Raw genomic sequence first — 22,340 nt, forward strand, 5'->3', positions numbered from 1 at the left:
CCCTAGGACTTGATGTACGGCTTGCCGTCGGCCGCCGGCGCCTTGATCTGGCCGACGAAGCCGACCACGGCGAGGATCGTCACGACGTACGGCAGCATCAGCATGAACTCGCCGGGGATCGGCGTGCGCAGCACGGTGAGCAGGTTCTGCAGGTTCGTCGCGAAGCCGAACAGCAGCGCCGCGAGGGCGGCGCGCACCGGATCCCACCGTCCGAAGATCACTGCGGCCAGTGCGATGAAGCCGAGGCCGGCGGTCATGTCCTTCGTGAACTGCGGCACCGAGACGAGCGTGAAGTATGCTCCGCCGATGCCGGCGATCGCGCCCGCGAGCTGGAGGTTCCAGAACCGCGTCGGGTTCACCTTGATGCCGACCGTGTCCGCGGCGTGCGGGTGCTCTCCGACCGCGCGGACCCGCAGCCCCCAGCGGGTGCGGTACATCCCCCACGCGACGAGCGCCACCACGACGTACATCAGGTAAACGAGGAACGTCTGGTTGAACAGCGCAGGACCGATCACCGGGATGTCGCCGAGGAGCGGGATCTTGATGAGCGAGAACCGGGTGGGGCTGTTCAGCGCCTGCGCGTTCGGGGCGAGCACGCCCTGGTACAGGAATCCGGTCAGGCCAGAGGCGAAGACGTTCAGCACGACGCCGACGATCACCTGGTCGACCAGGTACTTGATCGCGAACGCGCCCAGCACGAGCGAGATGAGGATGCCGCCGAACATCGCACCGATGAGGCCGACGAACGGGTTGTGCGTGAGGGATCCGAGGATCGTCGCGGTGAACGCGCCCAGCAGGAACTGGCCCTCGATCGCGACGTTCACGACGCCCGCGCGCTCGCCGATCACGCCGGCGAGGGCGCCGAAGACGAGCGGCACGGCGAGCGAGATGGATCCGCCGAGCAGGCCGGTCAGGGTGATCGCCCCGGCGGCGCCGGCGCCGGCCCAGGTGAGGAACGCCGTCATCGCCAGCAGGGCGTAGACGATCGGCAGCCACAGCGCGATCTTGCGGTACTGCAGCGCGGCCACCAGAGCGAGCGCGCCGAGGACGAGCGCGAGCGTCCACGCGATCCAGAGCACGGGACCCGCAGGCACCGGGATGTCTCCCAGACGGATCGCGGCGCTCGCCTCGGACAGGCGGAACGTCGTGGTCCCGTAGCGGGGCGCGAAAAGGAACAGCAGGCCCAGGAGCGCGACGATCGCGAGCAGCGTGATCGGCGTCTTCAGCGAGCGGACCTTGACGACGGTCGGCGCGTCGAGCACGGGCGCCGAGGTGAGGGAGGTGCTCATGCGGCCGCCGCCTTCGTGTCGGAGGAATCGGTGGTCTTCGATGCCCGTCGCGCGATCCGCGCCTTGGCGCGCTGCGAGCGCTCGGAGTCGTCCTTGGGCAGGAAGAAGATGGTGCGGATCAGCGGGGGCGCCGCGATGAACAGCACGATGAGCGATTGCACGACGAGCACGATGTCGACCGGGATCGACTGCAGCGCCTGCATCGGGAACGATCCCGCCTTGAGCGCGCCGAACAGCAGGCCCGCCCAGAAGGTGCCCCAGGCCCGGCTGCGGCCGAGCAGCGCCACGGTGATGGCGGTGAATCCGATGCCGGCGTCGATGCCGCCGTCGAAGCCGCCGGTGATCGTGCTCTGGATCTGGAACATGCCGGCAAGGCCCGCGAGCCCGCCCGAGAACAGCATCGCGTAGATGTACACGCGCGGCACGCTGATGCCCGCGGCCCGTGCCGCGCTGGGGTTCTCCCCTACTGCCCGCATCCGGAAGCCGAGGCTCGAGCGCTCGACGAGCCACCACACGAACAGCGTGGCGACGATGACGATGGGGAAGCCCCAGTCGATCAGGTCGAGGCCCGGCAGCTTGGGCAGCACCGCGTTCGCCGGCGTCGGCCGCGAGATCGGCTGGATCTGCCCGGGTCGCTGCAGCAGCTGAGGCACCTGCACCAACCACGTCACCAGGTAGAACGCGATGTAGTTGAGCATGATCGTGAGGATGACCTCGTGGGCGCCGGTGCGCGCCTTGAGCAGCCCCACGAGCCCGCCCCAGAGCGCCCCGGCGGCGATGCCGATGATGAGGGTCAGCGGGATCTGGATGAGCGCCGGCAGGTTCAGCTGGAACGTGACCAGGGCCGCGGCCGCACAGGCGATGAGCATCTGACCGCGCGCGCCGATGTTGAACAGACCGACCCGGAACGCGACGGCGATGCCGAGACCGGCCGCGATCAGCGGCGCCGCGAACCCGATGGTGCTGCCCAGAGGCTTCACCGCGGACCAGAAATCGGAGGCGCTGAAGTCGATGACGGATCCGTTGAACAGCGCCGCGTAGGCGCCGGCCACGGCCGTCCACGCCGCCCCCAGGGTGTCCCCGGGGCGCGCGAAGAAGTAGCCGGCAGAGGACTGCACGTCGGGGCTGGTGAGGGCGATCAGCACACCGCCGACGACGAGCGCGAGCACGATCGCGAGCACCGTGGTGACCGCGCTGCCGCGCAGGATCTCCCGGAGCACACGGTTCGAGACCGGCACCTCCTGGATGTTGCGGGTGATCGGCGGCTCGGGCGCCGGCGTCTGAGGTTCGGTCGCGGTGCTCATGCGGCTGCCTCCGTCGGGTTCTCGCCGGCCATCATCAGGCCGAGCACATCTCGCGAGGTGTCGCCGGGGACGATCCCGACGACGCGGCCGCGGTACATCACCGCGATGCGGTCGGCGAGGGCGGTGACCTCGTCCAGTTCGGTCGACACCACGACCACGGGGATGCCGGAGTCGCGGGTGGCGACGATGCGCTTGTGGATGAACTCGATGGATCCGACGTCCACTCCGCGGGTCGGCTGGGATGCCAGCAGCAACTTGAGGTCGCGGGTGAGCTCGCGCGCGATCACGACCTTCTGCTGGTTTCCGCCGGAGAGGGAACCGGCCGCCTGGCCCGGACCCTGCGTGCGGATGTCGAACTCGGAGATCCGCGCCTTCGCGAAGTCGTCGAGCACGCCGCGCAGGATCGTCCCGAAGCGGCTGAACTCCGGGTCGTCCGAGCGGTCGAGGATGAGATTCTCGGCGACCGAGAACGCGCCGACCAGGCCGTCCTCGTTGCGGTCCTCCGGCACGAACCCGACTCCGGCCTCGAGCACCTGATGAACGTTGCGGCCGACCAGCTCGACGCCGTTCAGCGAGATGGAACCCGTCGTGCGGGAGCCGAGTCCGATGATCGCCTCGGCGAGCTCGGTCTGCCCGTTGCCCTGCACGCCCGCGATCGCGAGCACCTCGCCGGGGCGCACCTCGAAGCTCACGTCATCGACGACCACGACGCCGTCGGGGGCGATCACGCGCAGGTCCTTCACGCGCAGGCCGCCCTCGCCGATCTTCGGCGGATCCTTGTGCACGGTGAGCTCGACCGCGCGTCCCACCATCATCGATGCGAGCTCGGTGTTCGACGACTTGGGGTCGGCCTCGCCGACCACCTTGCCGAGACGGATCACGGTGATCTTGTCGGCGATAGCGCGCACCTCGCGCAGCTTGTGCGTGATGAACACGATGGCCGTGCCCTCGTCGCGCAGCTGCTTCATGATCTCCATGAGCTCGTCGGTCTCCTGCGGTGTGAGCACGGCGGTCGGCTCGTCGAAGACGAGCACCTTCGCGTCGCGGCTCAGCGCCTTGATGATCTCCACGCGCTGCTGCACGCCGACCGGGAGGTCTCCGACGATCGCGTCGGGGTCGACCTCGAAGCCGAACCGGGAGGCGACCTGGCGCACGTGCTCGCGGGCGGCGGCGATGTCCAGCACGCCGAGCGCCTTGGACTGCTCGTGGCCGAGCATCACGTTCTCGGCGACCGTGAAGACCGGGATGAGCATGAAGTGCTGGTGCACCATGCCGATGCCGGCGGCCATGGCGTCGCCGGGTCCGCGGAAGTGCTGCGGAACTCCGTCGAGCAGGATCTCGCCCTCGTCGGCCTGGTACAGGCCGTAGAGGACGTTCATCAGGGTCGATTTACCGGCCCCGTTCTCGCCCAGCAGGGCGTGGATCTCTCCGGCTTCGACGACAACGTCGATGTGATCGTTGGCGACCAGGGATCCGAAGCGTTTGGTRATGCCGCGGAGCTCGAGCTTCATAGTGGTGACCCTATCCGGGAAGACGTGTCTCAAGAAGAGCGCGGGACGTCCGGCCCGCCTATCGAGCCGTCAGGCTGCGATGGCGGACCGGAACGTCCCGCGTCGAAGGGGGATTACTTCGGGGAGCTGGGCGAGGTGACCTTGATGTCGCCCTTGATGATCTTGTCCTGCAGCGCCTTCAGCTCGTCCGTCAGGCCCTTCGGGAGCTTGCTCTCGAAGTCGTGGAACGACGACAGGCCCACGCCGTTGTTCTCCAGCGTGCCGACGTAGGCGGTCGGGTCGAAGGAGCCCTTCGCCGTCTCGGTGACCGTGCTGTACACCGCGTCGTCGATCCGCTTCATGATCGAGACCAGGATCTGGTCGGCGACCGACGGGTCGGCCACGGCGAGGTCGGAGTCGACGCCGAGCATGACCGTCTTCTTGCCGCCGTCCTTGATCGCCGCGCTCGCGGAGAGGTAGATCGGACCGCCGACCGGGAGGATCGGGTCGACGCCCTGGTCCAGCACCGAGTTCGCCGTCTGCTTGGCGACGTCGTTCGCCTGGAACGCACCGGTGAACGAGCCGTCCTGCTTGTCCTTGTCCCAGCCGACGACCGCGACGCTCGCGCCCTTGTCCTCGTTGTACTTCTTGACGCCGTCGACGTAGCCGTCCATGAAGATCGTCACCGGCGGGATCTTCATGCCGCCGAAGGTGCCGACCTTGTTCGCGCCGGACTGGGCGGACCAGGCCGCCGCAGCGTAACCGCCGAGGTAGGCCGCCTGCGCCGTGTCGAACAGCAGCGGCTTGATGTTGGGCGCCGCCGGCTTTCCGGTGTTCTTGGGGTCGGCCATCGAGTCGATGATGCCGAAGTTGAGCTTCGGGTTGGCGATGGCCGCGTCGGCGATCGCCTGGTCGAGCTTGAAGCCGACACCGATGATCAGCGTGCACTTTCCTGCGATGAGGGAATCGATGTTCGGCTTGTAGTCGCCGTCGGCCTTCGACTCGACCGTGATCGGCTTGACGCCGAGGTCCTTGCCGGCCTTCTCGATGCCGTTCTTGGCCGACTCGTTGAAGGACTTGTCGTTGAACCCGCCGCTGTCGGACACGAGGCAGGGCTTGAAGCTCGCGTCGGCCGGCTTCGCGCCGCCGCTCGAGCTCGCCGGAGCAGGAGCGGATCCGCAACCTGCGAGAGCGACGATGACACCGGCCGCGACGGTCGCGCCGATCAGCTTCTTGGTGAGGGTGATGGTCACACGGGCCTCCAGAACACGAGCCCGCGGCCATCGCGGGTCACTTGAAAGTTACCGACTATGACGGGGATCGGGCATCCTCGTCCGTGTCGCTGTGGTCAATGGTTACAAACATGAGATCACATGCGCTCGTCCGTGCTCATATGAGCAGAACGCCAGAACCTTCCCTGCTTTCGTGCAGTGTGGTGCGCATCTGCTGATGACGCGCCGGGCGTCAGAGCACGTCGCCGCGTCCGTTGAGCTTGAGCGACTCGACGACGCCCTTCACCCGCTGCGCGTGCTCGATCGTCGTGACGAGGAGCGCGTCGGGGGTGTCCACGACCACGATGTCCTGCACCCCGACCAGGCTGATCACCCGGGAGGTCTGACTGACGAGGATCCCGCTCGCCGCGTCCGAGAGCACGCGCGCCGAGGGGCCGAGCACGGCGAGGTCGTTCTTGCGCCCGTTGAGGATGAGCTTGGTGAGCGAGGCGAAGTCCCCCACGTCGTCCCAGTCGAAGTGCCCTGGCACGACCGCGAGCCGGCCGCCCTCGGCTGCCGGCTCTGCGACGGCGTAGTCGATCGCGATCTTCGGCAGCGCCGGCCACACCCGGTCCACGACCGGGCCTCGGCGATCGCGGTCGTCCCACGCCTCGGCGAGCTCGAGGAGCCCGGCGTGCAGCGCGGGCTGGTGCCGCTCGAGCTCCGCGAGCAGCACGTCCGCGCGGCTGATGAACATGCCCGCGTTCCACAGGTAGCTGCGGTCCTCGAAGTAGGTCTTCGCGGTGGCCAGATCCGGCTTCTCCACGAACCGCTCGACGAGCGACGCCTCGCGCACCCCGTCCACGTCGAGCTCTTCGCCCTGCTTGATGTAGCCGAAGCCGACCGCGGGCTCGGTCGGGGTGATCCCGATCGTCACGATGTACCCCTGCCGCGCGACGTCGACGGCGTCGCGCACGGCGAACTCGAACTTGCGGGTGCTGCGGATGACGTGATCCGCGCTGAAGGATCCGATGATCACGTCCGGCTCGCGCCGGTGCAGGATCGCGGCGGCGAGGCCGATCGCGGCGGCGGACTCGCGCGGCTCCGACTCCAGGAACACGTTCCTGTCCGGGATGCCGGGGAGCTGCCCCTCGACGGCGGCGCGGTGCGCCCGGCCCGTCACGACCGCGATCCGGTCGTGACCTGCGAGGGGTTCGATCCGGTCCCAGGTGTCGCGCAGCAGCGACTGCCCCGAACCGGTCAGGTCGTGCAGGAACTTCGGCGCATCCGCGCGGGAGAGCGGCCACAGCCGGCTCCCGATGCCCCCCGCGGGGATGACGGCATAGAAGTCGGGGATCGGCTCGCGCATGGACTCAGCGTAGCGAGGACCCCCGAGCGCCCCCTCGGAAGGTGGCCCCGGCGACCGGCGAGCGGCGCGGCCACCGGCGCGCGCATGATCGCAATCGTGCATGGTTTCGATCGCAGAACCGCATCGCGCTAAGGGTCGCCTTCGTCGCTCCCAGCCAGCTGACAGGAATAGGATGAGGGGGATCGGACGCCTGCGCGCCGCGATCCTTCGCTATCGATCAGGGAGGACGACTGTGTCCGCAAGCACTCGCTTGACACCTTCGATTGCGGAAACCACGTCCAAGACGCCGCGCGGCACCCTCTACCGGGGTCGCGAAGGCATGTGGTCATGGGTTCTGCATCGCATCACCGGAATCGCCATCTTCTTCTTCCTCCTGGTGCACGTGCTCGACACGTCGCTCATCCGGGTCTCGCCGGAGGCGTACAACGCCGTTCTCGGCACGTACAAGAACCCGATCATGGGGCTGGGCGAGACGGTGCTCGTCGCCGCGATCGTGTTCCACGCGCTCAATGGCCTGCGGATCATCCTGGTCGACGTGTGGTCCAAGGGCGCGCAGTACCAGAGGCAGATGTTCTGGATCGTCATCGGTCTCTGGCTGGTGCTGATGGCCGGTTTCGCACCGCGCCACCTGATCAACGTGTTCTCGCACGTGGGGGGTGCGAGCTGATGGCCGCAGACGTCTTCACCACGCAGCACATGGCGGCTCCGCGCCGCAACAAGGGCTTCAACATCGAGAAGTGGGGCTGGATCTATATGCGCGTGTCGGGCGTCGTGCTCGTCGTGCTGATCTTCGGCCACCTGTTCGTCAACCTCATGCTCGGCGAGGGCATCCACGCCCTGGACTTCGCGTTCGTCGCCGGCAAGTACGCGACGCCGTTCTGGCAGTGGTGGGATGTGCTGATGCTGTGGCTGGCGCTCATCCACGGCGCCAACGGCATGCGCACGGTCGTCAACGACTACGTCGGACACGCGGGCATCCGCAAGACCCTCCTGGTCGTGCTCGGCCTGGCCGCCGCGCTGCTCATCGTGCTCGGCACCCTGGTCGTGTTCACCTTCGACCCCTGCAACGGCGTGTTCGAGAGCGGCGCCATGTGGGACACCTGCAAGGCGCTGGGCAAGTAGCCCGGCGATCGGCGGCGAGACAAGCTCCTCCGCGGCAGCGGCGAAAAGCTCAGAGAAAAGGCAGAACCAGTGACCACTGAGACCCAGGATTCCGTCGTCAAGAACGGCGTGCACCACCATCAGTTCGACATCGTGATCGTCGGCGCCGGCGGCGCCGGCATGCGTGCGGCGATCGAGGCCGGCCCCGGCGCGAAGACCGCGGTGATCTCGAAGCTCTACCCCACGCGCTCCCACACGGGCGCGGCGCAGGGCGGCATGGCCGCGGCGCTCGCGAACGTCGAGGAGGACAGCTGGGAGTGGCACACCTTCGACACCGTCAAGGGCGGCGACTACCTCGTCGACCAGGACGCGGCGGAGATCCTCGCGAAGGAGGCCATCGACGCGGTCATCGACCTCGAGAACATGGGCCTTCCGTTCAACCGCACGCCCGAGGGCAAGATCGACCAGCGCCGCTTCGGCGGGCACACGGCCGAGCACGGCAAGACGCCCGTCCGCCGTGCGTGCTACGCGGCGGACCGCACCGGCCACATGATCCTGCAGACGCTGTTCCAGAACTGCGTGAAGCTCGGCATCAACTTCTTCAACGAGTTCTATGTGCTGGACCTCATCACGGTCAAGGACGAGGCAGGCAAGACGGGCATCGCCGGCGTGGTCGCCTACGACCTGTCCACCGGCGAGCTGCACGTCTTCCACGCCAAGGCCGTGATCTTCGCGACCGGCGGTTTCGGCAAGATCTTCAAGACCACCTCGAACGCGCACACCCTCACCGGTGACGGCGTCGGGATCGTGTGGCGCAAGGGCCTGCCGCTGGAGGACCTGGAGTTCTTCCAGTTCCACCCGACCGGCCTCGCCGGACTCGGGATCCTGCTCACCGAGGGCGCCCGCGGTGAGGGCGCGATCCTGCGCAACGCCTCCGGCGAGCGCTTCATGGAGCGCTACGCCCCCACGATCAAGGACCTCGCACCACGCGACATCGTCGCCCGGTGCATGGTGCAGGAGGTCGCGGAGGGCCGCGGAGCGGGCCCGCACAAGGACTACGTGCTGCTGGACTGCACGCACCTCGGCGCCGAGGTCCTCGAGACCAAGCTCCCCGACATCACGGAGTTCGCGCGCACCTACCTCGGCGTGGACCCCGTCGTCGAGCCGGTCCCCGTGATGCCGACCGCGCACTACGCGATGGGCGGCATCCCCACCAACAACAGCGGTGAGGTGCTCGCCGACAACGACACCGTCGTGCCCGGCCTGTACGCCGCCGGGGAGTGCGCCTGCGTGTCGGTGCACGGCGCCAACCGCCTCGGCACGAACTCGCTCCTGGACATCAACGTGTTCGGCAAGCGCAGCGGCCGCAACGCCGTCGAGTACGTCAAGACGGCCGAGTTCCTGCCCCTCCCCGAGGCGCCGGAGACCGCGGTCAAGGAGATGCTCGAGGGACTGCGCAACAACGCGGGAACCGAGCGCATCGCCGTCCTCCGCAAGAAGCTGCAGGAGGAGATGGACAAGGGCGCGCAGGTGTTCCGCACGCACGAATCCCTCCAGCACGTTCTCGGCATGATCGCGGAGCTCCGCGATCGCTACAAGAACGTCCACGTCGACGACAAGGGCAGCCGGTTCAACACCGACCTGCTCGAGGCGGTCGAGCTCGGCTTCCTCCTCGACATCGCGGAGGTCGTCGTCTACGCCGCCCAGAACCGCGAGGAGAGCCGCGGCGGTCACATGCGCGACGACTTCCCGAAGCGCGACGACGAGAACTACATGCAGCACACGATGGCGTACCTGACCGGTGACCCGCACTCGTCGACGCCGAGCGACCACATCAGGCTCGACTGGAAGCCGGTCGTGTTCACGAAGAACGAGCAGGGCGAGTTGAACTACCCGCCGATGGAGAGGAAGTACTGATGTCCGCCGCCGTCGCCACGGAAGTCACCGCAGAGGCCGTCGTCGAAGACACCGGCGTGCAGTCCTTCCTCGTCACGTTCAACATCCGCCGTTTCGACCCCGAGGTCGACAGCGAGCCGCACTGGGTCGACTACGACGTGGAGCTGTTCTCGACCGACCGCGTGCTCGACGCGCTGCACAAGATCAAGTGGGAGGTCGACGGATCCCTCACGTTCCGCCGTTCCTGCGCGCACGGCATCTGCGGATCCGACGCGATGCGCATCAACGGCCGCAACCGCCTCGCCTGCAAGACGCTGATCAAGGACCTGGACATCTCCAAGCCGATCTACGTCGAGGCGATCAAGGGCCTGCCGCTCGAGAAGGACCTCGTCGTCGACATGGATCCGTTCTTCGCCGCGTTCCGCGAGGTGAAGCCGTTCCTGCTGACCACGAGCGAGCCGGAGAAGGGCAAGGAGCGCGTGCAGTCGATCGCCGACCGCGCGATCTTCGACGACACCACCAAGTGCATCCTGTGCGCCGCGTGCACCTCGTCGTGCCCCGTGTTCTGGACCGACGGGCAGTACTTCGGCCCCGCCGCGATCGTGAACGCGCACCGCTTCATCTTCGACTCGCGCGACGACGCCGCCGATGTGCGCCTCGACATCCTCAACGACAAGGAGGGCGTCTGGCGCTGCCGCACGACCTTCAACTGCACCGAGGCGTGCCCCCGCGGCATCGAGGTCACCAAGGCGATCGCCGAGGTCAAGCAGGCGATCCTCCGTGGCCGGCCCTAACAGGATCCGCCACCCGCATCTGTCGAGAGGCGCCACCCCGTGCGGGTGGCGCCTCTCGGCGTCTCCCCCACCGCCCCGGACGATCCCGGCGCACTCGCTAGGGTGAGATCGTGGTGGATTCGGAGCCGGAGCTGCGTGCGCGCTTCGAGGCGCCCATCGAGCGCGCGGCGGCGATCACCCGGCGCACCATGCGGGCCTTCCCGATCCGGGTGTGGCGGCGGTTCCTGCAGCGCAACGGCTTCCTGCTCTCCGCCGGGATGAGCTACCAGGGCCTGTTCGCGGTGTGTGGGCTCCTCTATATGGCGTTCGCCTCGGCGGGGCTCTGGCTCGGCGGCAGCGATCAGGCGATCGCGCTGGTGACCGCGATCGCGAACAGCTACATCCACGGCATCATCGGGGAGAACGGGCTCGTGCATCCCGATGACGTGCAGGACTTCGCCTCCGGCGCCACGAACGTGCTGAGCATCACGGGCATCGTCGCCGCCGGGGTCGTCGCCTGGACCGGCATCACGGCCGTCACGTTCACCCGGCGCGCGGTGCGCGACATCTTCGGTCTCCCCTACGACAACCGCAGCTTCGTGCTGCTGAAGGTCCGCGACGGGCTCGCGGGCGCGGCGTTCGGGCTGGCGCTGCTGGCGGGATCCGTCCTCGGCTTCGTCGGCGTCTGGGCCCTGCGGCAGATGTTCGACCTGTTCGGCTGGCACCTCGGGACCACCGCCTTCGACGCGCTGACGCGGCTGGGCTCGGTCGTGGTGATGTTCGTGATCGACTCCGCCGCGATCGCGCTGCTCGTGCGGTTCCTCACCGGCACGCGGCTCGCCTGGGGCACGATCCTGCCGGGATCGATGCTCGGCGGAGGCGCCGTCGTGGTGCTGCAACTGGGTGCCGGCCTGCTGCTCGCGCACTCCCCTGGCAATCCTCTGCTCGCCACGTTCGCCGTGATCATCGCCATGCTGCTGTGGTGCCGCTGGGTGGCTGTCGTGATCCTGGTCGCCGCGGCCTGGATCGCGCTGACCGCCGAGGACCGGGACCAGCCGCTGCAGGAGGTCGACGAGGACGCCGCGCACCGCGCGGAACTCGCGGCGCTCGTGCTGGCCGCCGAGGTGAGGCTGCGCCGTGCGGAGAAGGAGCACGAGACCGCGCCGTGGTGGCGTCGGCGCGCGACGGCCCGCGCGGTGCGCGAGGCCCGCGAGGAGTGGGGCGATGCGCTCGCGGACGAGGCGGCCGCCGTGCCTGCGGAGGACGAGGAGGGCATGCTCGGCCTGCTGCTCGAGGGCCCCCGGCGGGAGGGTGCCCGCCTCGGTGGGACCCGAACGGAGGGCGGCCGGCGGGACAGAGCCCCGCGCCGGAACGCCGATGTCGGAGGCCCTCGTTAGGCTGGGATCCATGCCCCACCTGCGTATCGCCACGGTCAACGTCAACGGGATCCGCGCCGCGGTCCGCAATGGAATGCATGGCTGGCTCGATGACGCCGGCGTCGACGTGCTCACGCTGCAGGAGGTGCGTGCGCAGGACGAGCATCTCGAAGCGGCGTTCCCCGGCTGGTCGATCCTGCACGATGAGGCGACGGCGAAGGGCCGCGCGGGCGTCGCGGTGCTGAGCCGCGAGCCCGCCCTCGCCTCGCGGACGACATTCGGCGCCGAGGAGTTCGACTCGAAGGGGCGCTGGCTCGAGGCCGACTTCTCCCTCGGCGGCTCCCCGCTCACGGTCGTCAGCGCCTATGTGCACAGCGGCGAGGCCGACACTCCGAAGCAGGACGAGAAGTGGAAGTTCCTCGACGCGATGACCACGCGCATGGGCGAGCTCGGCGCCGACGGCGCCCTGGCCCTCGTCACGGGCGACCTCAACGTGGCGCACCGTCCCCTCGACATCCTGAACTGGAAGGGCAACGTCAAGAAGTCCGGCTACCTCGCGCGCGAGCGGGCCTACTTCGATCGCTTCCTCGGCGCAGCGGGCGAGCCCGCCGTCGGCCAGGAAGGCATCGGCCGGGGAATGATCGGACAGCTCAGCGACACCCGCCCCTACACGGCGGAGGGCGACGGCAAGGGCCTCGGCTGGGTCGATGTGGGACGCGTCGCGGCGGGCGACATCGCCGGCCCGTATACCTGGTGGACCATGCGCGGCCAGGCGTTCGACAACGACTCCGGCTGGCGTATCGACTACCACCTGGCCACCGCGGCTCTCGCAGGACGCGCGTCCAACTACCGCGTCGCCCGCGCCGCGACCTACGCCGAGCGTTGGAGCGACCACACGCCCGTGATCGTCGACTACACGTACTGACGGCGGCGGGTCGAGGCGACCCGCCGCCGTCACGGCTGGAGCGCGCGACGCATCATGTCGATGAGGGCGTGTACGGCGTCCTCAAGCTCGCTGCCGGCGGGGTTCTGCACCACCAGCCACGTGTCCATGGCCTGCCCCATCCCCATCGCCATCGCCACGAGGAACTCGGCCGGCATGTCCGCGCGCACGGCCCCGAGTCGCTGACCCGCGAGCACCGTCTGCAGCACCCACGGGAGGGTCTGCTGCTCCGCATCGCGCTGGGCAGCGCGGAGAGCAGGTGAGGCTGCACCGGTCAGCCAGTCACGCAGCAGGTTCCCGGTCTCCGGTTTCTCACCAAGCAGTTGCATGAGCCGCAGGTAGAGCGCCTCGATGGAGGACCAGAACTCGTCCGGCCCGGAGGCGTCTGGCAGCGGCACGGGTACACCGTGCTGGAACAGCCCTTCGAGCTGGCGCCGGATGATCTCGGCGTAGAGATCCTCCTTGCCATCGAAGTAGTAGTACATGGCGCCTTTGGAGATCTCCGCTGCGGAGATGATGCGGTTGAGCGAGGCGCCGGCGAACCCGAGCCGGGCGAACTCGTCGAGTGCGGCATCCAGGATTGCGGTCTGCTGTGCGGCGGGAAGTCGTTGGAAACGCGGGCGGGCCATGCGACCATTCAACCGGTCGGCAGCGTTGGAAGCGTGATCGGATCGCGCAGACTCCGGCCCAGGGCGAGTCGCGCGACGAACGGCACGCCCATCAGCCCGAACGCCGCGTTTCGCAGCAACAGCTGTGCGCGGTTGCGCGGCGCGAAGGCGGCGCCCAGCCCGATCGCGGCGTCCTGCTTCTTGCTCACGAGCGATGCCAGGCGCCGGTGGTACGCGGCGAATGCGGTTCCGTAGTCGTCCTGAGCCTCGTGCAATGCGCTGGCGAGCACGTATGCCTCCACCATCGCCAGGGCTGAGCCTTGGCCTGCCAGCAGGGACGGGCAGGCCCCCGCGTCGCCGATGAGTGCGATGCGGCCGCGCGACCACGATGGCATCCGGATCTGGCTCGCCCGATCAAAGAAGAAGGTGCGAGCCTGCGGCATCCGCTCGAGGATCTTCGGCACCTCCCAGCCCGCGTCGTGCAGCCGCGTGCGCAGGAGCTCCTGCTGCGCCGGGACGTCATCGACCGGCACCTCGCCGTCATGGCGGAAGATGAAGCAGAACATCGTCGCATCGTCGTGCAGGGCGAGCCGCAGGGTCTGCAGCCCCACCGCGGTGTGCATCACCGCGGTGAGTTCTTCCCTGGGGCGATACCCCACGACATCGAAGACGGCGACGGCGATGCCCAGATACCGCTCGAACTGCTGCTCCGGCCCGAACGTCAGCGCCCGCACTCGAGAATGCAGCCCATCCGCCCCGACGACGAGGTCGAACTCGCGCTCGACGCCCGACTCGAACACCACCTGGACGCGATCACCGTCGTCGTCGAGCGAGCGGACCGTGTCACCGAAGATCRTCTCCATCTGACCGTCCACGACGTCGTAGATCGCCCTGGCCAGGTCGGTGCGCCCCACGGTGACGTAGCGGCTGGTGGCCTTCGGGATGACGCTCTCGGGATGCAGGCGCGCGATCGGTCTGCCCCTTTCGGAGACCTCGCGCGCCTCGCGAACGTGATACCCCTCGGCCATCAATCGCAGGGTGATACCCATCCGCTCGGCGACGTCGAACCCGGCACCCCAGAAGTCGACGACGTACCCGCCCTCCCGCAGGTGCGACGCACGCTCCACGAGCGCGACCTCGTGGCCGGTACGCCGCAGCCAGTACGCGAGGGTGGGCCCTGCGATGCCCGCCCCCACGATCAGAATCTTCACGAGAGTCCTCCTTAGACCGGTGGTCGAACCTATGGTCTCAACAATACGCCCGATGAGACGTCGCGGCCAGAACCGGGATGCCGGTCGCGCGTGGTGCTACCACCCCGTAGGCAGTGGGATCTGCACACAAGGAGGTCGCGCAACGCCCCATAGGATTGTTCCGTGACGAAACCCCGCCTCTACTCCGGAATGCAGCCCTCCGCCGACTCCCTCCAGGCCGGTAACTACATCGGGGCGCTGCTGCAGTGGCGGGACCTGCAGAACTCCTACGACGCGTTCTTCTCCGTGGTCGACCTGCATGCGATCACCGTTCCGCAGGATCCTGCGGAGCTGCGCGAGAAGACCCGTCGCACCGCAGCGCAGTACATCGCGGCCGGCATCGAGCCGTCCCAGTCGACGCTGTACGTGCAGTCGCACGTACGCGCGCACGCGGAGCTCGCCTGGATCCTCAGCACCATCACGGGCTTCGGCGAGGCCGGTCGGATGACCCAGTTCAAGGACAAGTCGTCGCGCTTCGGTGCGGACGCGACCTCCGTCGGCCTGTTCACCTACCCCGTGCTGATGGCCGCCGACATCCTGCTCTACCAGACCGACGTCGTGCCGGTGGGCGATGACCAGAAGCAGCACGTCGAGCTCACGCGCGATCTCGCGGAGCGGTTCAACTCCCGCTTCGGTGAGACGTTCGTCGTGCCGATCCCGGTGATCCAGAAGGACACCGCGCGCATCTTCGACCTGCAGAACCCCACCTCGAAGATGTCGAAGTCGGCCGAGTCCGACGCGGGCGTGCTGTGGCTGCTGGACGACCCGGCGAAGTCGGCGAAGAAGATCATGCGCGCCGTGACCGACAACGAGGGATCCGTCCGGTACGACCGCGAGAGCAAGCCCGGCGTCTCGAACCTGCTCACGATCTACGCGGCGCTCACGGGCCGCCAGATCGCGTCGATCGAGGACGAGTACGCGGGTCGCGGCTACGGCGACTTCAAGAAGGGGCTCGCCGAGGTCGTCGTGAACGAGTTCGGCCCCGTGCGCGACCGTGCGAACGAACTGCTCGCGGATCCCGCCGAGCTGGACCGCATCCTCGCAGCCAACGCCGCCCGTGCCGACGAGGTCGCCGACAGGACCCTCGCGGCGGTCTACGACAAAGTCGGGCTGCTGCGCCGTATCGCCCTCTGAGACATCCGGTCGCCTGCAGCGCGGATCACACGCCGATCGCGTTCCGAACTCAGTCGATTCGGGCCGCCAATGTGCACCTCGGCGTGTCAGACGCCGAATTCGACTGAGTTCGGAACGATCAGCCGACGCGCCGGCCGCAAGCCGCGCAGCCCCCGGAGGGCCAGGACGACACCCTCCCGGTCGTACATGATGTCCTCGGCGACGAGCCTCAGCACGCAGAAGCCGAGCGCCGCCAGACGGCGATCCCGCTCGTAGTCGCGAAGCCGCTGCTTCCAGTCCTCGTGATGCGCCCTCGAATCGCATTCGACGATCAGCCAGCCGTCGAGCAGCAGGTCCACACGGGCGAAGTCGAACTCGACCTGGGGCACGACGTCGTACCCCAGAGCCCTGGCCGCGATGCGCACCAGCGTTTCAGGACCGGACTCCGCCCGCCCATCGACCATACGGCGCAGGGCCCGCATGCGCCGAGGACCGAGCTCGAACACCTCGTCGAGGCCATCGAGATCTATCAGCCCCTGGTGCAGCGCGCTGTCCAGCGATGCTACGGAGTCGCGCGGTTCCTGGCAGGACATCGCCTGCGCGAGCGCCTCCGCCAGGGGGACCTCCAGGTCGTTCCACGGCGCCGAACACGCGCGCCAGTGCCGCACGATTCCGCGTGGCGGGCGGATCTGCCTCGAGGAATGCGGCGTCATCTGCACGTGCAGAGGGTGGCTGGCCCGCACGAACACCCCGGCGAGCGCGAGCGCGCTGACGCAATCGACACGTCCGCCCAGTTGTCCGGCCCTGACCGCCGGGTCGGCGCTGCCCGCCACCGCGTACTGGCCCTTCCTCAGGCGGATCAGCACGCCGTGGCGCACCGCCTCGGTGATGTCCCTCCCGGTATGCCCCTCGGCGCGGAGTTCAAATGTCCGGAATCGCTGCTCGATCATGGCCCGAGGTTGACGAGTCTTCGACGGCCTGTGGGGCGCACCCACGAAACCCGTGCACAATCGGGCAGTTGTCGCATCTGTGGAGGACGACCGAGCAGGCCTCTCGGCGGTTGCGAACTCAGTCGATTCGGGCCGTGTCGCGGCCGGGAACGGTAGAACAGTCCGAATCGACTGAGTTCGCGACGAGGAGGCGGCGAGACAGCGGTCGGCTCCGCCCTAGGCTGGGTCGATGGAACCCACGATCCTCCGCACCGAGCGCCTGGTCCTGCGTGCCCCGACCTCCGCCGACGTCGACGCGATCACCGCGGCGTGCCAGGATCCGGAGATTCCCCGCTGGACGACCGTTCCCAGCCCCTACGCGCGCGAGGACGCCGAGGACTTCGTCCGGCTCATCGGCGAGTGGTGGGAGGACGGATCCCAGACCGTGTGGGCCGTGTTCGCGGACGACGTCCTGGTCGGTGCCATCGGGCTGCACCAGATCACCGAGCACCGGGCGGGCGGGGATGCGGAGCTCGGGTTCTGGGTCACGGCCCCGGCGCGCGGTCACGGATACGTCACCGAGGCGGCCCGTGCCGTGATCGACTGGGGCTTCGCCAACCTCGGGCTCGCCCGTATGACCTGGCGCGCTGTGGTCGGCAACATCCCGTCCGCCCGCAGCGCTCGTTCGCTCGGCTTCCGGTTCGAGGGAACGCACCGCCAGTTCCTGACGAGCCCTCGGGGGCGGGACGACGGATGGCTCGCGGGGCTCCTGCGCACAGACGACCGCATCCCGGTCGACTGGCCGATCGACCTCGGCTGAGGCGTCTCCCCCGGCGCGTCGTCGGACGGCATCCGACCCGGCCTGTCCGGATGTCGCACGCGGGTGGCAGGATGAACCCATGCCGGAGATGCCTGAGGTGCAGGGGCTTGTCGACTTCCTCGCGCAGCGCGCGGTCGGCCTCACGATCACACGTGCGTCCGTGTCGGCGATCGCAGCGCTCAAGACCTTCGATCCTCCTGTGACCGCGCTGGCGGGCGCGCGCGTCGAGGGCGTGGAGCGGCATGGCAAGTTCCTGGATCTGACACTGAAAAGCGACGTCGAACCGCAGCTGCACCTCGTGTTCCACCTCGCCAAGGCCGGGTGGCTGCGCTGGTACGACGCGCTGCCCACCACCCTGATCCGCCCGGGCAAGTCGCCGATCGCGCTGCGGATCGCGTTCGACGGCAGCGGCTTCGACCTGACCGAGGCCGGCACCAAGAAGTCCCTCGCCGTGTACGTCGTCCGGGATCCGGCCGACGTACCCGGCATCGCGCGACTGGGCCCGGATCCTCTGGATCCGTCGTTCACCCGCGACGTGTTCGCCGCGCTGCTCGACGGCCGGCGCACCCAGATCAAGGGGCTGCTGCGGGACCAGGCCGTGATCGGCGGGATCGGCAACGCCTACTCCGACGAGATCCTGCACGCCGCGCGGATGTCCCCCTACGCACCTGCCGGAGGTCTCGACGACGCCGACGTCACCCGGCTCTACGACGCGATGCAGTCGACCCTGCGCGAAGCCGTGGCGGAGGCGAGCGGCAAGCCGCCGGCCGACCTCAAGGACGCGAAGCGGCGCGGCATGCAGGTCCACGCTCGCCGCGGCGAAGCCTGCCCGGTGTGCGGCGACACRGTGCGCAGCGTGTTCTTCGCCGACCGCTCGCTGGAGTACTGCCCGACCTGCCAGACCGGCGGCAAAGTGCTCGCGGACCGCCGGCTGTCCMGGCTGCTGAAGTGACCCTGCGCACGACATGAGGCGTCACAGAACCATCCATCGGAATGAAACCGGCACCGACGCGTTGACTAAGCTGAGAGCAGTACAACGTGCTCCGGGGTCGGTGAGAATCCGAACCGGCGGTGACAGTCCGCGAACCGAGGATCCGACACGGATCCGAGGCCGATCCGGTGGAATTCCGGGACCGACGGTGATGCGAGCGAAGGCTTGCGAGTCCGGATGAGAGGAAGCACGCACGATCGACGTGCGCCCGACCCCGGTGACCTTGACCAGGATGAGGAAGGCGACATGACGGCGACAGCGGTGGAGCAGGCGGCGATGACGCACGCGCTCGAGATCGCGCGCCGCGGCCCCCGGGGGCTCAACCCGCAGGTCGGCGCCGTGATCCTCTCCCCCGCAGGCGACCTGCTCGCCGAGGGCTGGCACCGAGGCGCCGGCACCTCGCATGCGGAGGTCGACGCGCTCTCGAAGCTCCCGCCGGAGCAGCTCCGCGGCGCGACCGCGGTGGTGACCCTCGAGCCGTGCAACCACACCGGGCGCACGGGCCCGTGCGCACAGGCGCTCATCGACGCGGGCGTCCGCCGCGTGATCTATGCGCTGGACGACCCCGGAGTGACCTCCGGCGGAGGTGCCGAGAGGATGTGCGCCGCAGGCGTCGACGTCATCGCCGGCGAGCAGGCCGAGGCCGCGCGCGCCCTGATCGACGGCTGGCTCACCGTGCAGAGGCTCGGCCGGCCGCACGTGACCGTGAAATGGGCGCAGAGCCTGGACGGACGCGCCGCAGCGGCGGACGGATCCAGTCAGTGGATCACCGGTCCCGCCGCTCGCGCCGATGTGCACGGTCGTCGCGCCGCCGCCGACGCGATCGTCGTCGGCACCGGAACCGTGCTGGCTGACGACCCCGCCCTCACCGCCCGTGACGGCGACGCCCTGCTCCCCCACCAGCCGGCCCCCGTGGTGATCGGCGCCAGGGAGACCCCGGCCGACGCCGCCGTGCGCCGTCACCCGCACGAGCCGCTGTTCTATGCCGAGCACGACCTCGACGCCGTCCTCGCGGACCTGCGGGACCGCGGGTTCCAGCGCGTGTTCGTCGAAGGCGGACCGACCCTCGCCAGCGCGTTCCTCGCCGCGGATCTCGTCGACGAGGTGCTGGCATATCTCGCGCCCGTCCTGCTCGGCGGGCCGAAGCTCGCCCTCACCGACATCGGCGTGCCCTCGATCGGCGAAGCACGACGCCTGGTCGTGGACGAGTGGCTGCCGCTCGGCGCGGACCTGCTGGTGGTCGCCCGCCCGGCGGACCTCGACGGCACGACATCGACCGGCGCCGCACCGGTGCCCGCAGTCCTGAACACCTCCCGGAACGAAGGAGCAGCCTGATGTTCACCGGAATCATCGAGGAGATCGGCGAGATCACCGCGATCGCGCCCGCCGGCGACGGCTGGCGCCTGACCGTGCGCGCCCCGAAAGCGGCGTCCGACGCCGTGCACGGCGAGTCCATCGCCGTGAGCGGCGTGTGCCTCACCGTCGTTGGCTCCACGCCCGACACGTTCGACACCGACGTCATGAAGCAGACGCTCGACGTCGCCGCGATCGGCGGCGCGACCGTCGGCACGCGGGTGAACATCGAGAAGGCGATGCCGGTCGGCGCGCGCCTCGGCGGCCACATCGTCCAGGGCCATGTGGACGGGGTCGGCGAGGTGCTCGAGGTGCGCCCCGGCGCGCAGTGGAGCGTGCTGCGCATCTCCCTGCCGCACGACCTCGCCCCGCTCGTCGTGGACAAGGGATCCATCTCGGTCGACGGCACGTCGTTGACGGTGAGCGCCGTCAGCGCGCCGTCCGCGCCGGCCGCCTGGTTCGAAGTGTCCCTGATCCCGGAGACCCTCTCGGCGACCACGCTCGGATCCCGGTCCGTCGGCGACCGCGTGAACCTCGAGACCGACATCCTCGCCCGGCACGTCGAGCGACTGCTCGCGTTCCGCGCCGCAGACGCAGGCGCCGACAGCGCCGCCACACCGGAAGGAGGCTCGCGATGAGCCTTTCCACCATCGAAGAGGCGCTGGAGTCCCTCCGCGCCGGGCGCCCCGTGCTGGTCGCCGACGACGAGAACCGCGAGAACGAGGGTGACGTCATCCTGTCGGCCGAACTCGCGACGCCCGAGTGGATCGCGTGGACCGTGCGCTGGACCTCCGGGTACCTGTGCGCACCCATGCCTGCCGACATCGCCGACGCGCTGAACCTGCCGCCGATGGTCGAGGCCAACGAGGACGCCCGCAGCACCGCGTACACGATCAGCGTCGACGCGGCCACAGGAGTCACGACGGGGATCAGCGCGGCTGACCGCGCACGCACGCTGAACGTGCTGGCGGATGCGGCGTCCACCCCGACCGACCTCATCCGCCCCGGGCACGTGCTGCCCTTGCGCGCGGTCGACGGCGGCGTGCGTCAGCGCGGCGGACACACCGAGGCGGCCGTCGAGCTCATGCGCCTCGCGGGCCTGCGGCCGGTCGGCGCGATCGCCGAGGTCGTCGCCGAGGACGGCAGCATGATGCGCCTGCCCGGCCTGATGGAGCTCGGCGAGCGCGACGGGATCCCCGTGATCACGATCGAACAGCTCATCGCCCACCTCAACGAGACGGACCCGCGGGACGAGGCCGACTGCGTCGCGAACAACACCCGACGCCGGGTCAGCCTGCGCGCCGACGCCACGGTGCCCACCACGCATGGCGTGTTCCGGTTCCTCGCCTACAAGGACCGCATCACCGGCACCGACCACATCGCGGTCGTGTCCGGCGAGCCGACCGAGACCGCCCTGGTGCGGGTGCACTCCGAGTGCCTGACCGGAGAGGCGTTCGGATCCCTCAAGTGCGAGTGCGGCCCGCAGCTCGAGGCGGCTCTGGACGCGATCGAGCAGGACGGCGGCATCGTCATCTACATGCGCGGGCACGAAGGTCGCGGCATCGGGCTCATCAACAAGCTGCGCGCCTACGCCCTGCAGGAGGAGGGACTCGACACCGTCGACGCCAACCTCGCGCTCGGCCTCCCCGCCGATGCCCGTGACTACGCGGCAGCCGCCGGGATCCTCACCGACCTCGGAGTGAAGCGGGTGCGCCTGCTCACGAACAACACTGACAAGGTCGCGCAGCTGCGCCAACTCGGCCTCGACGTGATCGAGCAGGTGCCGCTGATCGTCGGCGTCGGCCCCAACAACCACCAGTACCTCGAGACCAAGCGCGACCGCATGGGCCACATCATCGGCGAGTCCGAACTCGCTGCGGCCCTGGCGGCGAACGGCGCGGAGAACGGAAGAGACGACGCATGAGCGGCGCAGGAGCACCCACCACCGGCGGATTCGACGCGACCGGCCTGAACGTCGTGATCGTCGCCGGTACGTGGCACGAGACGATCACGAACGGCCTCATCGCGGGCGCACAGCGCGTGCTCGAGGACACCGGCGCGAACCACCGCCTGGTGCGGGTTCCCGGCTCGTTCGAGCTCGCCGTGGCCGCGCAGGCCGCCTTCGCCGGCGGTGCGGACGCGGTGGTCGCGCTCGGCGTGATCATCCGCGGCGGCACCCCGCACTTCGAGTACGTCTCGGCTGCCACCACGGACGGCCTCACCCGGGTCTCCCTCGACGCCGGCAAGCCGGTCGGCTTCGGCGTGCTGACGCTGGACGACGAGCAGCAGGGTCTGGATCGTGCGGGCCTCGAAGGCTCCAAGGAGGACAAGGGCGCCGAGGCGGCCGACGCCGCCCTACGCACGGCGCAGGTCATCCGCTCGCTGCGCGGCTGAGTCCTGCCCGGCGCGCAGCCGGCTCAGCGCGGGCTCCCCATCTCCGAGTCGTCCCCGTCAGCGCACGCTATGGCGTCCGCTGACGGGGACGACTCCATTTGAAAGCGTTTGCCGGGTTGACCTGGGAATT

21 protein-coding genes and 1 riboswitch are annotated in these 22,340 nt (G+C 69.1%); of the genes, 13 read left to right on the forward strand and 8 right to left on the reverse strand.

Annotated features, from left to right (window positions below; all coding sequences use genetic code 11):
• Positions 1–2 precede the first annotated feature (2 nt).
• The 5 genes from AC1DG4_RS14045 to AC1DG4_RS14065 all read right to left on the reverse strand — a co-directional run bounded on the left by AC1DG4_RS14045 (position 3) and on the right by AC1DG4_RS14065 (position 6,663).
• On the reverse strand, positions 3–1,289 hold the full coding sequence (locus AC1DG4_RS14045) for an ABC transporter permease (protein WP_477379761.1): 1,287 nt from the start codon (positions 1,287–1,289) through the stop codon (positions 3–5).
• Positions 1,286–2,593, reverse strand: coding sequence for an ABC transporter permease (locus tag AC1DG4_RS14050; protein ID WP_477379763.1), 1,308 nt, complete (start codon positions 2,591–2,593; stop codon positions 1,286–1,288). The genes AC1DG4_RS14045 and AC1DG4_RS14050 overlap by 4 nt, the downstream gene beginning before the upstream one ends.
• Positions 2,590–4,104 carry an ABC transporter ATP-binding protein gene (locus AC1DG4_RS14055; RefSeq protein WP_477379765.1) on the reverse strand — a complete coding sequence of 505 codons (1,515 nt, stop codon included), beginning with the start codon at positions 4,102–4,104 and terminating at the stop codon, positions 2,590–2,592. The genes AC1DG4_RS14050 and AC1DG4_RS14055 overlap by 4 nt, the downstream gene beginning before the upstream one ends.
• Before the next feature lie 113 nt (positions 4,105–4,217).
• A complete protein-coding gene (locus AC1DG4_RS14060; protein WP_477379767.1) occupies positions 4,218–5,336 on the reverse strand; it encodes a BMP family lipoprotein in 1,119 nt (372 codons plus the stop codon).
• Between the two features lie 211 nt (positions 5,337–5,547).
• Positions 5,548–6,663 carry a mannose-1-phosphate guanylyltransferase gene (locus tag AC1DG4_RS14065; RefSeq protein WP_477379769.1) on the reverse strand — a complete coding sequence of 372 codons (1,116 nt, stop codon included), beginning with the start codon at positions 6,661–6,663 and terminating at the stop codon, positions 5,548–5,550.
• 232 nt (positions 6,664–6,895) lie between these two features.
• Between AC1DG4_RS14065 and sdhC the strand changes: the two genes are divergently transcribed.
• The 6 genes from sdhC (at position 6,896) to AC1DG4_RS14095 (ending at position 12,734) form a co-directional block, all read left to right on the forward strand.
• Positions 6,896–7,330, forward strand: a complete 435-nt coding sequence (gene sdhC, locus AC1DG4_RS14070) for a succinate dehydrogenase, cytochrome b556 subunit (RefSeq protein WP_477379771.1) — start codon at positions 6,896–6,898, stop codon at positions 7,328–7,330.
• Positions 7,330–7,785, forward strand: a complete 456-nt coding sequence (locus tag AC1DG4_RS14075) for a succinate dehydrogenase hydrophobic membrane anchor subunit (protein ID WP_292717660.1) — start codon at positions 7,330–7,332, stop codon at positions 7,783–7,785. Before sdhC ends, AC1DG4_RS14075 begins: the two co-directional genes overlap by 1 nt.
• Positions 7,786–7,854: 69 nt before the next feature.
• Positions 7,855–9,681: a succinate dehydrogenase flavoprotein subunit gene (gene sdhA / locus AC1DG4_RS14080; protein ID WP_477379773.1), complete on the forward strand. Its 1,827-nt coding sequence runs from the start codon at positions 7,855–7,857 to the stop codon at positions 9,679–9,681.
• The gene (locus AC1DG4_RS14085; protein ID WP_477379774.1) at positions 9,681–10,454 is read left to right on the forward strand and encodes a succinate dehydrogenase iron-sulfur subunit; all 774 of its coding nucleotides are present in this window, start codon (positions 9,681–9,683) and stop codon (positions 10,452–10,454) included. Before sdhA ends, AC1DG4_RS14085 begins: the two co-directional genes overlap by 1 nt.
• 110 nt (positions 10,455–10,564) lie before the next feature.
• Positions 10,565–11,830, forward strand: a complete 1,266-nt coding sequence (locus AC1DG4_RS14090) for a YihY/virulence factor BrkB family protein (RefSeq protein ID WP_477379776.1) — start codon at positions 10,565–10,567, stop codon at positions 11,828–11,830.
• A 10-nt stretch (positions 11,831–11,840) separates the two neighbouring features.
• Positions 11,841–12,734, forward strand: a complete 894-nt coding sequence (locus AC1DG4_RS14095; protein WP_477379778.1) for an exodeoxyribonuclease III — start codon at positions 11,841–11,843, stop codon at positions 12,732–12,734.
• 29 nt (positions 12,735–12,763) lie between these two features.
• On the opposite strand, the gene AC1DG4_RS14100 is transcribed toward AC1DG4_RS14095, so the two are convergent.
• Both AC1DG4_RS14100 and AC1DG4_RS14105 read right to left on the reverse strand, forming a co-directional pair.
• The gene (locus AC1DG4_RS14100) at positions 12,764–13,381 is read right to left on the reverse strand and encodes a TetR/AcrR family transcriptional regulator (protein WP_477379780.1); all 618 of its coding nucleotides are present in this window, start codon (positions 13,379–13,381) and stop codon (positions 12,764–12,766) included.
• An 8-nt stretch (positions 13,382–13,389) separates the two neighbouring features.
• On the reverse strand, positions 13,390–14,571 hold the full coding sequence (locus tag AC1DG4_RS14105) for an FAD-binding domain (RefSeq protein WP_477421297.1): 1,182 nt from the start codon (positions 14,569–14,571) through the stop codon (positions 13,390–13,392).
• Between the two features lie 162 nt (positions 14,572–14,733).
• On the opposite strand from AC1DG4_RS14105, the gene trpS reads away from it, so the two are divergent.
• Positions 14,734–15,744, forward strand: coding sequence for a tryptophan--tRNA ligase (gene trpS / locus AC1DG4_RS14110; protein WP_477379784.1), 1,011 nt, complete (start codon positions 14,734–14,736; stop codon positions 15,742–15,744).
• An 86-nt stretch (positions 15,745–15,830) separates the two neighbouring features.
• Here trpS and AC1DG4_RS14115 read toward each other — a convergent pair whose 3' ends face one another.
• The gene (locus AC1DG4_RS14115) at positions 15,831–16,673 is read right to left on the reverse strand and encodes an endonuclease domain-containing protein (protein WP_477379786.1); all 843 of its coding nucleotides are present in this window, start codon (positions 16,671–16,673) and stop codon (positions 15,831–15,833) included.
• Between the two features lie 229 nt (positions 16,674–16,902).
• Between AC1DG4_RS14115 and AC1DG4_RS14120 the strand changes: the two genes are divergently transcribed.
• The 6 genes from AC1DG4_RS14120 (at position 16,903) to ribH (ending at position 22,210) form a co-directional block, all read left to right on the forward strand.
• Entirely contained in the window at positions 16,903–17,472 is a 570-nt protein-coding gene (locus AC1DG4_RS14120) for a GNAT family N-acetyltransferase (RefSeq protein WP_477379788.1), read from the forward strand.
• 79 nt (positions 17,473–17,551) lie between these two features.
• Positions 17,552–18,424, forward strand: coding sequence for an Fpg/Nei family DNA glycosylase (locus AC1DG4_RS14125; protein WP_477379790.1), 873 nt, complete (start codon positions 17,552–17,554; stop codon positions 18,422–18,424).
• An 83-nt stretch (positions 18,425–18,507) separates the two neighbouring features.
• A riboswitch (FMN riboswitch) is annotated at positions 18,508–18,657 on the forward strand.
• A 52-nt stretch (positions 18,658–18,709) separates the two neighbouring features.
• Entirely contained in the window at positions 18,710–19,798 is a 1,089-nt protein-coding gene (gene ribD, locus AC1DG4_RS14130; RefSeq protein ID WP_477379792.1) for a bifunctional diaminohydroxyphosphoribosylaminopyrimidine deaminase/5-amino-6-(5-phosphoribosylamino)uracil reductase RibD, read from the forward strand.
• Entirely contained in the window at positions 19,798–20,454 is a 657-nt protein-coding gene (locus AC1DG4_RS14135) for a riboflavin synthase (protein ID WP_477379794.1), read from the forward strand. The genes ribD and AC1DG4_RS14135 overlap by 1 nt, the downstream gene beginning before the upstream one ends.
• On the forward strand, positions 20,451–21,740 hold the full coding sequence (ribA, locus tag AC1DG4_RS14140; RefSeq protein ID WP_477379796.1) for a GTP cyclohydrolase II: 1,290 nt from the start codon (positions 20,451–20,453) through the stop codon (positions 21,738–21,740). The genes AC1DG4_RS14135 and ribA overlap by 4 nt, the downstream gene beginning before the upstream one ends.
• Positions 21,737–22,210: a 6,7-dimethyl-8-ribityllumazine synthase gene (gene ribH, locus AC1DG4_RS14145; protein ID WP_477379798.1), complete on the forward strand. Its 474-nt coding sequence runs from the start codon at positions 21,737–21,739 to the stop codon at positions 22,208–22,210. The genes ribA and ribH overlap by 4 nt, the downstream gene beginning before the upstream one ends.
• Positions 22,211–22,340 lie beyond the last annotated feature (130 nt).

This window comes from Microbacterium sp. 05N427 (genome assembly GCF_056397105.1).

Excerpts from the sequence above, each read along its gene's own strand:
- AC1DG4_RS14045 (WP_477379761.1), bottom strand. The coding sequence starts at position 1,289 with ATGAGCACCTCCCTCACCTCGGCGCCCGTGCTCGACGCGCCGACCGTC.
- AC1DG4_RS14050 (WP_477379763.1), bottom strand. The coding sequence starts at position 2,593 with ATGAGCACCGCGACCGAACCTCAGACGCCGGCGCCCGAGCCGCCGATC.
- AC1DG4_RS14065 (WP_477379769.1), bottom strand. The coding sequence starts at position 6,663 with ATGCGCGAGCCGATCCCCGACTTCTATGCCGTCATCCCCGCGGGGGGC.
- AC1DG4_RS14075 (WP_292717660.1), top strand. The coding sequence starts at position 7,330 with ATGGCCGCAGACGTCTTCACCACGCAGCACATGGCGGCTCCGCGCCGC.
- AC1DG4_RS14085 (WP_477379774.1), top strand. The coding sequence starts at position 9,681 with ATGTCCGCCGCCGTCGCCACGGAAGTCACCGCAGAGGCCGTCGTCGAA.
- AC1DG4_RS14095 (WP_477379778.1), top strand. The coding sequence starts at position 11,841 with ATGCCCCACCTGCGTATCGCCACGGTCAACGTCAACGGGATCCGCGCC.
- AC1DG4_RS14100 (WP_477379780.1), bottom strand. The coding sequence starts at position 13,381 with ATGGCCCGCCCGCGTTTCCAACGACTTCCCGCCGCACAGCAGACCGCA.
- AC1DG4_RS14115 (WP_477379786.1), bottom strand. The coding sequence starts at position 16,673 with ATGATCGAGCAGCGATTCCGGACATTTGAACTCCGCGCCGAGGGGCAT.
- AC1DG4_RS14120 (WP_477379788.1), top strand. The coding sequence starts at position 16,903 with ATGGAACCCACGATCCTCCGCACCGAGCGCCTGGTCCTGCGTGCCCCG.
- ribD (WP_477379792.1), top strand. The coding sequence starts at position 18,710 with ATGACGGCGACAGCGGTGGAGCAGGCGGCGATGACGCACGCGCTCGAG.
- AC1DG4_RS14135 (WP_477379794.1), top strand. The coding sequence starts at position 19,798 with ATGTTCACCGGAATCATCGAGGAGATCGGCGAGATCACCGCGATCGCG.
- ribA (WP_477379796.1), top strand. The coding sequence starts at position 20,451 with ATGAGCCTTTCCACCATCGAAGAGGCGCTGGAGTCCCTCCGCGCCGGG.
- ribH (WP_477379798.1), top strand. The coding sequence starts at position 21,737 with ATGAGCGGCGCAGGAGCACCCACCACCGGCGGATTCGACGCGACCGGC.